The organism is Rhizobium sp. 0TCS1.26, from assembly GCF_050455525.1.
GTDB lineage: Bacteria > Pseudomonadota > Alphaproteobacteria > Rhizobiales > Rhizobiaceae > Neorhizobium.
Genome location: NZ_JBCIYV010000005.1, coordinates 1 through 12,747 on the forward strand (window position 1 = coordinate 1; position 12,747 = coordinate 12,747).

Here is a 12,747-nt window from a genome sequence, read left to right on the forward strand (position 1 = left end):
TCAGGTTTTCTCCAGAACGAAAGACTTCGTCGCTTGCAGCGCCGCCGCCCTCGTCAGTGATCGGGGTTATAGATCCAGCCGATCGTGAGGTCAACAGTCGATTTTAAAAAACTGTCATTTTTCTCGCTGGGCTTTCTTCCCCGCGGCTCCAGCCGCTATGGTCCGGCCTCTGTTGTCCAGGAGTTCCCGATGCTGCTGCTGTCCGCCGAAGAAACCCGAGAAGCGCTTGCCTTCCCTGCCCTCATTCTCGCGCTGGACGCGATGTTCCGCGGCTCCTGCGTGACGCCCGTGCGTCATCACCATACGATGGAGGTGCCCGGCGAGGCGGCCGCCACCTTGCTGCTGATGCCGGCCTGGGTCCCGGGCGCCTATAGCGGAGTGAAACTTCTCAACCTCTTTCCGGACAATCACCAGCGCCAGTTGCCGACAATCTTCGGCCAGTATCTCCTGTCCTCTGCAAAGACCGGCGAAATGCTGGCACTGATCGACGGCGGCGAACTGACCGCGCGGCGAACCGCCGGCACATCGGCGCTTGCCGCCGACAAGCTTGCGCGCGCCGATGCGCACACGATGCTGATGGTCGGCACAGGTCGGCTGTCGCTCAATCTGATCGAAGCACATGCGGTGACCCGCCCGCTCGAGCGGTTCTTCATCTGGGGCCGCGATCCCGATAAGGCAAAGGCAATCGCCGCCGAAGCGCAGGCGGCAGGCTTCAACGCGACACAAGTGACGGATCTGAAGGCGGCCGCCGAGACCGCCGACCTCATCTCCTGCGCGACGCTGTCCAGCGAACCGCTGATCAAGGGCGAATGGCTGAAGCCCGGCGCCCATGTCGATCTGGTTGGCGCCTTCAAGCCGAGCATGCGCGAGAGTGACGACGAGGCCGTGCGCCGCGCCAGCGTCTTCGTCGACACGCATGCGGGGGCTCGCACGGAAGGTGGCGACATCGTTCAGCCGCTCGCCTCAGGCGTTCTGAAGCCGGACGATATCCTCGCCGACCTTGCCGATCTGGTGACCGGCCGCCATCCCGGCCGCTCGAGCCCGCAGGAGATCACGTTGTTCAAGTCGGTGGGAGCGGCGCTGGAGGATCTTGCCGGCGCCATTCTCGCCTTCGAGACCGTCAACGGCCACGCAACCTGATGAGCGCCGCATCTCAAAGCTTGCAGGAGCTTCCCGACCTGCCCATCCGGGCGGTGCTGCCGGCGCTCGGCGCAGCGCTTGTCAGCGGCAACCGCGCGGTGCTTTCGGCGCCGCCCGGCGCCGGCAAGACGACCCTGGTACCGCTCTATCTTCTTCGGCAAGCCTGGTGCAGCGGGCGGATCATTCTCCTTGAGCCGCGGCGGCTGGCTGCCCGGGCAGCGGCGGCGCGGATGGCGTCGCTGGTGAATGAGGCGGTCGGCGAGACGGTCGGTTACCGGATGCGGCTCGACAACAGGATTTCCAAGGCGACGCGCATCGAGGTGGTGACCGAGGGGGTTTTTGCCCGGATGATCCTCGAGGATCCCGAGCTTGGCGGTATCTCCGCGGTGCTGTTCGACGAGTTTCACGAGCGCTCGCTCGATGCCGACTTCGGGCTCGCACTGGCCCTCGATGCCCAGGGCGCACTGCGCGAAGACCTGCGCCTGGTGGTGATGTCGGCAACCCTGGACGTCGAGCGGGTGGCCGTGCTTCTGGGGGATGCGCCGGTAATCGAGAGCGCCGGACGCAGCCATCCAATCGATATCCGCTACAGCGAGCGCACCGCCGGCGATCGGATCGAGGATGCCGTGACGGCTGCGATTCTCAAGGCGCATGCGGCGGAGGACGGATCGATCCTCGCCTTCCTGCCCGGGCAGGCGGAGATCCTGCGCACCGTCGAGCGCCTGCAGGGGCGGCTGCCGCCGGACACAGCCATCGCGCCTCTTTACGGAACACTGTCGCAGGCCGACCAGGATCTGGCGATCCGGCCGGCGCCGAAAGGTACCCGCAAGGTGGTGCTGGCGACCTCGATCGCCGAAACGTCGATCACCATCGACGGCGTTCGGATCGTCATCGATAGCGGACTGCAGCGGCTGCCGGTATTCGAGCCGTCAACCGGAATCACGCGGCTGGAGACGGTGCGCGTGTCGCGGGCCTCGGCCGACCAGCGGGCCGGACGCGCCGGGCGAACCGAGCCGGGAATCGCTATCCGCCTGTGGCATGCCGGACAGACAGCCGCGCTTGCGCCGTTCACCCCGCCGCAGATCCTCGCCACCGATCTTTCCAGCCTGGCGCTCGACCTCGCCCACTGGGGGGTGCACGATCCTGCCGACCTTGCATTTCTCGATCCGCCGCCCGGACCGGCACTGACCGAAGCCCGTGTGCTGCTGCGAATGATGGGGGCGCTCGGCGATGACGACCGGCTGACCGGCAACGGACGGGTGATGCGCGATCTGGCGCTTCCGCCGCGGCTTGCCGCGATGGCGCTTGCCGGCGCGCTTCGCGGCGAAGCGCGTACCGCCTGCGAACTGGCGGTAATGATGACCGAACAGGGGCTCGGGGGTACGGATATCGACCTCGACCAGCGGCTGCGCAGCTTTCGCCAGGCGCGCGGAGAGCGGGCGGAGAAGGCACGCAAACTGGCGGCGCGACTGGCGCAATCGCTGCCGAAGGGCGCTTCCGGTTCTGGACGGCTCAGTTGCGCCGACATGTTGCTGCACGCCTATCCAGATCGCGTTGCGCTTCAACGGGGTGCTCGCGGGCGTTTCGTGATGGCCAACGGACGGGGCGCCGAATTGCACGAGACCGAACGGCTTTCGGGTGCGCGCATGCTGGTGATCGCCGATCTGACCGGTCGCGCGGCGCAGGCGCGCATCCTCGCCGCCGCCGAGACCGACCGGGCAACCGTGGAGGCCGAACTTGCGCATGCAATGACCGATGGAGCGGAGAGCTATTTCGACCGCCAGAGCCGGCAGGTGCGCGCGCGCCGCGTCGTGCGCCTCGGTGCGCTGATCCTCGAGGAGACGCCGCTCCCGCGCCCGGCGGGTGCAGCGGCAGCCGAGGGACTGGCGGACGGCGTACGCCAGCTCGGCGTTTCCGCCCTGCCCTTTTCACGCGAGGCAAGGCAGCTGCGCGAGCGCATCGGCTTTCTGCAGCGGACGATCGGCGAACCGTGGCCGGACATGTCCGACGCGGCTCTGATCGATCAGCTCGACGTCTGGTTCATTCCCTTCCAGTCCGGCCGCACCAGCTTCGACATGATCGACGCCGGCAGTCTCAGCGACGGACTCGCGTCGCTCGTTCCACATCAGCTGCGGCAGGACATCCATCGGCTGGCGCCGACGCATTTCGAAGCGCCGACCGGCCAACGCCACCCTATCCTCTACGATGGCGAGGAACCGACCATCCAGATCCGGGTGCAGGAACTGTTCGGGTTGAAGACGCATCCGGCCGTCGCCGGCGGACGGCTGCCGCTGCTGCTGGAGCTGACCTCGCCGGCGCACCGACCGATCCAGACGACGCGTGACCTGCCCGGTTTCTGGGCTGGATCGTGGAAAGACGTGCGAGCCGACATGCGCGGCCGCTACCCCAAACATCCGTGGCCGGAGGATCCGGCCAATGCGCTGCCCACGCATCGGGCAAAGCCGCGAGGTACCTAGATGAAGGACACGACCGCCGAGACCGCTCCGATCCGGCATGCGCAGTTCGGCCGGTTCAGCCGCAGCATGCGCCTGCAGACCCTGGTGCGACTGCGCTGGCTGGCGGTTGCCGGCCAGACGATCACCGTCCTGGTCGTCGCGCTGGTGCTGCGTTTCGAGTTGCCGCTGGCCGAGACGGGATTCCTGATCCTCGCCCTGGCGCTCGTCAATCTCGGCCTGTCGCTGAAGTTTCCGCCGACCCACCGGTTGCAGCCGGCGGCGGCGCTCAGCCTGCTCGCCTTCGACCTGTTGCAGATGAGCGGCCTGCTGTTCATCACCGGCGGGCTTGCCAATCCGTTTGCGCCGCTGCTTTGCGTGCCGGTGATCATTTCCTTCGCCTCGCTGCCGCTTCGCCACTCGCTGTGCCTGCTGGCCTTCTCGATCGCCTGCACGACGAGCCTCACCCTCTCCTCCTATCCGGTTCCCTGGCATGCGGACCAGATCCCGATCATCTACCCGATCATGCAGCTCGGCATCTGGTGCGCCATCGTCTCGATGATGATGTTTGCCGCCTTCTATGCCTATCGCGTCTCGATGGAGGCGACGCTGCTTGCCGATGCGCTGGCGGCGACCGAACTGGTGCTCGAGCGCGAGAAACATCTGTCACAGCTGGATGGACTGGCGGCAGCGGCAGCGCATGAACTGGGCACGCCGCTTGCGACGATCAGTGTCGTCGCCAAGGAGATGGAGCGTGAGCTCGGCGGTGACGAGCGGTTCCGGGAAGACGTCGCTTTGTTGCGCAGCCAAAGCGAACGGTGCCGCGACATATTGAGGCGGCTGACGTCGCTGTCGGCGGACAACGAAGCGCATATGCGCCGCCTGCCGCTGTCCTCGATGATCGAAGAAGTGACCGCGCCGCACCGGCAGTTCGGCATCGACATTCTCCTAGTGGAAAAGGGCGAAAAGGCTGCTGAGCCGGTCGGAAGCCGCAATGCGGCAATCCTCTACGGCCTCGGAAACCTCGTCGAGAACGCGGTCGATTTCGCCCGGACGCAGGTCCGGCTGACTGTCGAACACGATGCCGACCGGGTGGCGATCACCGTCGAGGACGACGGCGACGGCTTTGCACCGGATGTTTTATCCCATATCGGAGAACCCTATATATCGACGAGGAGCCGTGAGAACGAGAATGCCGGCGGGCTGGGGCTTGGGCTATTTATCGCCAAGACGCTTCTGGAGCGATCCGGCGCCAGCCTGAGTTTCGACAACGGGCAGGCCGGAGCCCGGGTGCGGGTCGTCTGGCCGCGTGCCCTGATGGAACTGAGGGACTAGCGGCAGATCCGCCCGGAGCGGGTCGTGCCACGATCACGCGAACGGCATTGGTGGAGAGAGTTGATGGTGACAGAGAAGATCGAGCCGAACGCATCCGGCGAAGACCAGGCGCTTGTCGGTCCTGATCCGTCGCTGCTGATCGTCGATGACGACCTGCCGTTCCTCCGGCGACTGGCCCGGGCCATGGAAAGCCGGGGCTTTGCCGTCGAGATCGCCGAATCGGTGGCGGAAGGCATCGCCAAGTCGAAGGCCCGTCCCCCGAAATATGCCGTGGTCGACCTGCGGCTGGGCGACGGCAACGGCCTCGACGTCATCGAGGCGATCCGCAAGGGACGCGAAGACACCCGGGTCATCGTGCTGACCGGCTACGGCAACATCGCCACCGCCGTCACCGCGGTAAAACTGGGCGCCGTCGACTACCTGTCGAAGCCGGCGGATGCCGACGACGTCTACGCGGCGCTGACGCAGAGGCCAGGCGAGAAGGCGGATGTGCCGGAGAACCCGATGTCGGCGGATCGGGTCCGATGGGAGCATATCCAGCGCGTCTACGAGATGTGCGAACGCAATGTCTCGGAAACCGCCCGCCGCCTCAACATGCACCGCCGGACGCTGCAGCGGATACTCGCCAAGCGCGCGCCGAAATAGGAAGACGACCGGCCTCGCAGCCGTTAGCCTATTCGAACGTCTTGCCGGTCGCCCATTCGGCGGCCAGCAGCCGCTGTGCCGCGACGCGGGCGAATGACAGCGTCATGGCCTTGCGGGCGGCCGGCGTGAGCCGATGCTCCGGCGCCTCGCGCACGACATGCGCGCCATAACCATCAGCCAGAAGCAGCCCGCAGTCCTGCGGAAAGATCTCCAGCGGCACGTCCTTGTGGGTAGCGAAAAACAGCCGGTCGCAATAGGTCCGGTAATCCGTCCATTTGCGGTCTACCCGGAAATCCTCGATCGATGTCTTGATCTCGACGATCCAGATCTCGCCCTTCGCCGTGACGCTGACGAGATCGGCCCGCCGGCCATTGGCGAGCGTCAGCTCCGGCAGCAATGCGTGGCGCAGGTCGTTGAACAGGATCTGGACGCCGCGACGCACCATCATCGCCCTCGCCGATTGGCGTCCGTCGATCAACGGGTTGTTCGCGTTCATGTTGAGCAGGGTCATGGAAAGTCTTCTTCAAGCTCGGGAATGTTGCAAAAAGGCAATGGCGTTTTCAATTGTGCGGGCGCGAAGGCTTGGCGGCACGGCATGCCTTGCCAAGGGTCACCTAATCGAAAATAACCCTTTCAAGAGAGATGGGTCGACCCATCCCTGCTTTCACCCCTGTCCCAAGAGAAATCCATGCGCATCCGCAACAGCATGATCGCGTCCGGCCTGATGGCGATGTTCGCCCTGGCCGGCTGCTCCACGACGCCTGAGCCGAAGATCGCCTTCGTCCGGACCGAGACGAACGCCATCTTCAGCGATTCCTACGGTGCCGTCACCGACTCCGGCTATGCCCTGCCGGCGATCCCGATCAACCGCGTGGACAAGAAGTTCCACCGTCAGATCGTCGACTTCGACACCAAGGAACGGCCGGGCACGGTCATCGTCAACACGCGCGAGCGCTTCCTCTATTACATCCTGCCGAACGGCAAGGCAGTGCGCTACGGCATCGGCGTCGGCAAGCAGGGCTTTGCCTGGGCCGGCGAAGCCTATGTGGCCTGGAAGCAGGAATGGCCGACCTGGCACCCGCCGAAGGAAATGGCAGCACGCCGTCCGGACGTCGCGCGCTACGTCGAGGAAGGCATGGGCCCCGGTGTCAGCAATCCGCTCGGCGCCCGCGCCATGTATCTGTTCAACGAGAAGGGCCAGGACACGCTCTTCCGCCTGCACGGTACGCCGGAATGGGCTTCGATCGGAACCGCGGCATCCTCAGGCTGCATCCGCCTGATGAACCAGGACGTCATCGACCTCTACAGCCGGGTGCGCCCGGGCCGGTCGACAAAGGTCGTCGTCATCCAATAGGATCGGTCACTTGAGCAATCGAAACGGCGCGCTTGACGCGCCGTTTTCGTATGCGCTCGACGAAGACAGCAGGAGGCAGACATGACATTCGCAACCGACAGCAAGGGCGTCTACGCCATTGCCACGACGCCGTTCCAGGAGAACGGCAGCCTCGATCACCCCTCGATCGACAGGCTGACCGACTTCTACCAGGAGAGTGGCTGCACCGGCATCACCATCCTCGGCATCATGGGCGAGGCCCCCAAGCTCGAGCCCTCCGAATCGCGGGCGATCATCCGCCAGGTCGTCGAGCGGGCGACCGTACCGGTCATCGTCGGCGTCTCCGCGCCCGGCTTTGCTGCGATGCGCTCGCTGGCACGCGATGCCATGGACATGGGCGCTGCCGGCGTGATGATCGCGCCAACGCCGGCGCTGCGCACCGACGAACAGATCATCGGCTATTTTGCCCAGGCCGTCGAAGCGGTGGGCACCGATGTCCCGTTCGTGCTGCAGGACTATCCGCTGACGCTCTCGGTGGTGATGTCGGCCCGCGTGATCGCCCAAATCATCAACGACCACCCGTCCTGCCTGATGCTGAAGCACGAAGATTGGCCGGGGCTTGAAAAGATTTCCAAGCTGCGTGCCATGCAGGCAAAGGGTGAGCTGCGCCCGGTTTCGATCCTTTGCGGCAATGGCGGCATGTTCCTCGACTTCGAGCCGGAACGCGGCGCCGACGGCGCGATGACCGGCTACGGTTTTCCCGACATGCTGGTCGAACTGGTGGGGCTGCATGCGGCCGGGCGGCGCGACGAGGCGCACGACCTCTTCGACGCGCATCTGCCGCTGATCCGCTACGAGCAGCAGTTGGGCGTCGGGCTTGCGGTGCGCAAGCACGTCTTGATGCGCCGCGGCGTGATTGCCTGCGACGCGCAGCGAAAGCCGGCGAGTGCCTTGACGGCAACGGCCCGCGCCGAGGTAGACTACCTGCTGGCGCGGCTGGCGCTGAAGGACAAGCGCGCGGCCTTCTGACGCGACGACCGCCGCTCAAGCAGCGGCGGTTTTCGCCTTTGCCTCGATCCGCCGACGATGCAGGACCGGCTCGGTATAGCCATTCGGCTGTTCGCGCCCCTTCAACACCAGATCGAGTGCGGCCTGGAACGCGACCGACTGGTCGAAGCGCCCGGCCATCGGTTGATAAAGCGGGTCGGCGGCGTTCTGGCCGTCGACGATCGCCGCCATCCGCTTCATGGTATCCACCACCTGAGCTTCGGTGACGAGGCCATGGTGGAGCCAGTTGGCCATGTGCTGGGCGGAAATCCGCAGCGTCGCCCGATCCTCCATCAAGCCGATATTGTTGATGTCCGGTACCTTCGAGCAGCCGACCCCCTGGTCGATCCAGCGGACGACATAGCCGAGAATGCCCTGGGCATTGTTGTCGAGCTCGCGCTGCACCTCGTCGGCCGTCCAGTTCGGCCGCGATGCAACGGGCACCGACAGGATGTCCGACAGCTTTGCCCGGCCGCGGCTCTTCAGGCTGTCCTGAACCTCGGCAACGTTGACCTTGTGATAATGCGTGGCATGCAGCGTGGCAGCGGTCGGCGACGGCACCCAGGCGGTGTTGGCGCCGGCTTTCGGATGGGCGATCTTCTGCTCCAGCATGGCCGCCATCAGATCCGGCATAGCCCACATGCCCTTGCCGATCTGGGCATGGCCGCTGAGGCCGCAGGCAAGACCGATATCGACGTTCCAGTTCTCGTAGGCAGAAATCCAGGGCGCCTGCTTCATGTCGCCCTTGCGGATCATCGGACCGGCTTCCATCGACGTGTGGATCTCGTCGCCGGTTCGATCGAGGAAGCCCGTGTTGATGAAGACGACGCGCTCGCGAGCAGCCCGGATGCACTCCTTGAGATTGATGGTGGTGCGTCGTTCCTCGTCCATAATGCCCATCTTGATGGCATTGGCAGGCAGGCCAAGCGCTTCCTCGACGCGGGAGAAGATCTCGCAGGCGAAGGCGACCTCCTCGGGGCCGTGCATCTTCGGCTTCACCACGTACATGGACCCGAGACGCGAATTCTGGCGGCGCCCGTCCGGGCCGATATCGCGCAGCGCGATCAGCGCCGTGATCATGGCGTCCATGATGCCTTCCGGCGCCTCGCGGCCGTCGCGATCGAGGATGGCCGGATTGGTCATCAGATGCCCGACGTTGCGCACCAGCATCAGCGAGCGGGCGTGCACTTCAAGCGGCGAACCGTCCGGCGCCGTATAGGCCATGTCCGGATTGAGGGTACGGGTGAAGGTCTTGCCGCCCTTGGCAACCTCCTCCTGAAGGTCGCCGCGCATCAGGCCGAGCCAGTTGCGGTAAACCACGACCTTGTCCTCGGCATCCACTGCCGCGACAGAATCCTCGCAGTCCATGATCGTAGTGATCGCCGATTCAAGCCAAACGTCCGAGATATCCGCCGGGTCGCTGCTGCCGATCGCGGTCGAGCCATCGATGCGGATCTCGACGTGCAGGCCGTTGCGGCGAAGCAGAACATGGGTCGGCGCGTCGGCCTCGCCGCGGTAGCCGGCAAACTGTGCCGGGTCGGCAAGCGCCGTCGGCTTTTCGCCGATGAACACGACAAGTGCGCCATCCACGACGGCAAGCTTCGTCACCGCCTGCCAGCCCGCCTCGGCCAGAGGCGCCGATTCGTCGAGAAAGCCGCGCACCCAGGCGATGACCCTGGCCCCACGGACGGGATTGTAGCCGCTGCCCTTTTCCGCTCCGTCGCTCTCGGCGATGGCGTCGGTTCCGTAGAGTGCATCGTAGAGCGAGCCCCAGCGCGCGTTTGCCGCATTCAGCGCATAGCGGGCGTTCATCACCGGCACCACCAGCTGCGGTCCGGCCAGCTCGGAAATCTCCGGATCGACGTTTTCCGTTGCTACCTGGAAATCCGGCCCTTCGGGAAGCAGATAGCCGATCCCGCGCAGGAAGGCCTCGTATTCAGCCATGTCGCTTGGGGCGCCGTTCTTCCGATACCAGTCGTCCAGCTGTCCCTGCATCTGGTCGCGGACGGCGAGGAGCGCGCGGTTCTTGGGCGCCAGATCGTGAAGGAGGGAGGAAAACTGCGCAAAAAAATGATCCGGCTCTATGCCGCTGCCGGGCAGCGCCTCGTCCACCAGAAAGCTGTGCAGCGCCTCGTCGATCGCCAAGCCATTTCGTTCGATGCGGCTCATCCGGTTTCTCCCTGTCTTGTCAGACAGCGGTTTTTGCGCGCTGCGAGGCCTTAGTCAATGCAGCATCGATGATGAAGGGAGAGAGCCGGCCGTTTCAATGGCGCGGCGTCACGCGCATCGGCAGACCGTCTCGCGGCTGGGTCGTCAGCCGCTGCACCGGCCAAGGCTTGCTGCCAGGCAGAGCATCGAAGCGGTAGCGGGACATCAGAACCCCAAGCGCAATCACCGCTTCCTGCATAGCAAAGGTGGCGCCGATACAGATGCGCGGTCCGGCGCCGAATGGCAGGTACTGGAAGCGATCGATCTTGCCGCGGTTTTCAGGCAAAAATCGCTCCGGCATGAAGGCCCTCGGTTTCTCCCAGTACAGCTGGTGCCGATGCAGCGTCCACGGCATCACCAGGGCGGTTGTCCCGGCAGCAATCCGTACCGTCTTTCCCTCGGGGCTCGTCCAGCTGTCGTCGCCGATCGCTTCGCGGTTGATGGATGGCGCCGGCGGGTAGAGCCGCATGCCCTCCTCGAAAGCCGCTCGAACGAACGGCATCCGCTCAAGCCAATCGACCGGTTCGGCACCGGAGCCCAGCACTGCATCGATCTCGCGCTCCATCGCGTCTCTGATGTGCGGGGAATTCGCAACGCAGTAGAGCGTCCAGGCGAGCGCCCTCGCCGTCGTCTCGTGGCCGGCACCGATGAAGGTGAGGATGTTGTCCTCAATTTCATCGAGGGTGAGCCCGTCCGGCCCTTCGAGCTCCAGCAGCAGGGTGAGGAAATCTTCCGGCGTGCCGGCCCGATCGTCCTTCATCCTCGCCCGGCGTTTCTCGATGGTCTGGCGCACGACGCCGCGGAACTGGCTCATCACCTTGGAACCGCCGATCCGTCGCAAGCGCGGCACCCAGGACGGCGCCCGCAGCATGTCCATCGGGTCGACCCTGCCCATCCGGTGCAGCAGTGCATCCACATCGTCGGAAAAGTTGTCGCTCGTGGTGACCACGTCGCCGGAGAACAGGGTTTCCGACAGGATGGCGAAGGCGATCTCGGTCATGTCGACGGAGATGTCCTCCACCCGCCCATGCGGGCCGATGTCTGCATATTTCTCGGTGTATTCGGTCGCCTTCTCCAGCATCTTGCCGGCGAAACCCTTGGCGTGCCGCGGCGTGAAGACCGGCGCCATCGCCTTGCGCGAGCGCTTCCACACCGGCCCTTCGGCGGTCAGCAGTCCATCCCGCAGGATCGGCCGCAGGATCAGCTGGCGAACCTCCGCCATCTTGTAGTTTGACGCGTTGTCGACCAGGACATGGCGGATGAGACCGGGGTGATTGATGATGATCGTGCGTTCGGAGAAGAACTTCGTCTCGATCCACGGCAGCGTGTAGGAAGGCTCGCCCCAAAGCTCCAACGGATTGCGCAGAACCGTTCGGATGATCTCGAGACGGCTCGGGATGTGCGTCCGCGGAATGGGTGCCGGCGGCTCGAACGGTTCAGGTCGCATGTCCATGGCCTGTTCTCCTTGGGAACGGATCACAAGCACCGCATATCGGTCTTCAGAGCAGCGATTTCAATTCGTTCAACTTATCGTTGATCAGCCAGCCGTAATAATTCTCTTCCGGCCAGGAGCGACCGCTCGAGGCCAGCGTCGACGCCCGCTGCGCCGAATTGCCGATGTTGTAAAGCGTGGCGGTGATGCCGGGGTTGCGCGAGATATCCATTCCGGCGATCTCCGCATAGTCGTCGATCGACCGGCGGATCACGGCCGCTATATAGGCCAGCGACTTGTCGGGATCCATGATCGCCTTATAGACGTCCGACGCATCGGAGGGATCAAGCTTGGGGTAGCCGGATCGGCGCGCCACCATGTCCGATTGCATGAGAGCCGTCAGCGGATTGATCTGACCGAGACCAAACGTCTGGCCGGCGAAGAAAGGCTGGAAGAACACGGCACTGAACCGGTTGTCCGGATAGCCAACGCCACCCACCGTATTGCCGCGGAAGACGCGGTCCCACACCCCTTCGCGGCACGTCCACAGTCGGTAGCTGTCGTTGAAGCCCGAGCACTTCGAGAACTCCGGACGTGCGACGAAGTCGCCGATGTTCTCGTTCTTGTAGCCGAAGCGGAAGTTGTCCCCGGCATAGGCCGCGGCCTTGACGTAATAGGACTGCAGTCGGTCGTAGGCATCGACATTGTAGGTGTGTTCGCCGACGATGGCCCCGATCATGTGGATGGGGTCGATATCGTACTGGCGTGCCGTCTGCTTGATCTTGCCGATCAGCGTCTTGTCGCTGGCCAGGAGATCGCGGATTTTCTCGTATTTGTCGTCGAAGGTGGTGCGGCCAGCCTTCGTACGGCGAACCGAAGCGCCCGGTACCTTTGGCTGCTCGGCATTGCGGTTGCCCGGCGGGACGACGGACAGGCCACCGGCGAGCGCCGCCGGCGCGCTCCAGGCAACAATCATCAGCACTGCCAGAATGAACCGTCGCAAATCCCGCATCCCAGGAAAGATTAGTTGAGCCCGTTCAGGCCTACGCGATGCGCCGGCGAATCACCGCACGGTATCGCGCGCACGTTGTTGGGCTCCATTACTGAGAGAGATGGCGCGGAGTCGAGTCCGCGCCTTTCACTTTCCCGTCACA

General features: G+C 64.7%; 10 protein-coding genes. 6 read left to right on the forward strand and 4 right to left on the reverse strand.

Features of this window, described 5'->3' with window-relative positions; all coding sequences use genetic code 11:
* Positions 1 to 189: 189 nt before the first annotated feature.
* The 4 genes from AAIH46_RS19675 (at position 190) to AAIH46_RS19690 (ending at position 5,573) form a co-directional block, all read left to right on the forward strand.
* Positions 190 to 1,140 (forward strand): ornithine cyclodeaminase family protein, encoded by a 951-nt coding sequence (locus tag AAIH46_RS19675; protein ID WP_430307767.1) that lies wholly within the window; start codon positions 190 to 192, stop codon positions 1,138 to 1,140.
* Positions 1,140 to 3,617, forward strand: a complete 2,478-nt coding sequence (gene hrpB, locus AAIH46_RS19680) for an ATP-dependent helicase HrpB (RefSeq protein ID WP_430307768.1) — start codon at positions 1,140 to 1,142, stop codon at positions 3,615 to 3,617. The genes AAIH46_RS19675 and hrpB overlap by 1 nt, the downstream gene beginning before the upstream one ends.
* Positions 3,618 to 4,928, forward strand: coding sequence for an ActS/PrrB/RegB family redox-sensitive histidine kinase (locus AAIH46_RS19685; RefSeq protein WP_430307769.1), 1,311 nt, complete (start codon positions 3,618 to 3,620; stop codon positions 4,926 to 4,928).
* A gap of 63 nt (positions 4,929 to 4,991) precedes the next feature.
* Positions 4,992 to 5,573, forward strand: coding sequence for an ActR/PrrA/RegA family redox response regulator transcription factor (locus tag AAIH46_RS19690; protein WP_430307770.1), 582 nt, complete (start codon positions 4,992 to 4,994; stop codon positions 5,571 to 5,573).
* 28 nt (positions 5,574 to 5,601) lie between these two features.
* Here AAIH46_RS19690 and AAIH46_RS19695 read toward each other — a convergent pair whose 3' ends face one another.
* Complete coding sequence (locus AAIH46_RS19695; RefSeq protein ID WP_430307771.1) at positions 5,602 to 6,084, reverse strand: MmcB family DNA repair protein; 483 nt, start codon at positions 6,082 to 6,084, stop codon at positions 5,602 to 5,604.
* Positions 6,085 to 6,261: 177 nt separating this feature from the next.
* Here AAIH46_RS19695 and AAIH46_RS19700 point away from each other — a divergent pair, with 177 nt between their 5' ends.
* Both AAIH46_RS19700 and AAIH46_RS19705 read left to right on the forward strand, forming a co-directional pair.
* Positions 6,262 to 6,927: a L,D-transpeptidase gene (locus tag AAIH46_RS19700; protein WP_430307772.1), complete on the forward strand. Its 666-nt coding sequence runs from the start codon at positions 6,262 to 6,264 to the stop codon at positions 6,925 to 6,927.
* Between the two features lie 81 nt (positions 6,928 to 7,008).
* Positions 7,009 to 7,935, forward strand: a complete 927-nt coding sequence (locus AAIH46_RS19705; RefSeq protein WP_430307773.1) for a dihydrodipicolinate synthase family protein — start codon at positions 7,009 to 7,011, stop codon at positions 7,933 to 7,935.
* A gap of 15 nt (positions 7,936 to 7,950) precedes the next feature.
* Here the strand turns inward: AAIH46_RS19705 and AAIH46_RS19710 are convergent, their stop codons facing one another.
* The 3 genes from AAIH46_RS19710 to AAIH46_RS19720 form a co-directional block, all read right to left on the reverse strand.
* On the reverse strand, positions 7,951 to 10,122 hold the full coding sequence (locus tag AAIH46_RS19710) for a malate synthase G (protein WP_430307774.1): 2,172 nt from the start codon (positions 10,120 to 10,122) through the stop codon (positions 7,951 to 7,953).
* 94 nt (positions 10,123 to 10,216) lie between these two features.
* Positions 10,217 to 11,614, reverse strand: coding sequence for a cytochrome P450 (locus AAIH46_RS19715; protein WP_430307775.1), 1,398 nt, complete (start codon positions 11,612 to 11,614; stop codon positions 10,217 to 10,219).
* Positions 11,615 to 11,660: 46 nt separating this feature from the next.
* On the reverse strand, positions 11,661 to 12,596 hold the full coding sequence (locus AAIH46_RS19720) for a DUF1402 family protein (RefSeq protein WP_430307776.1): 936 nt from the start codon (positions 12,594 to 12,596) through the stop codon (positions 11,661 to 11,663).
* Positions 12,597 to 12,747 lie beyond the last annotated feature (151 nt).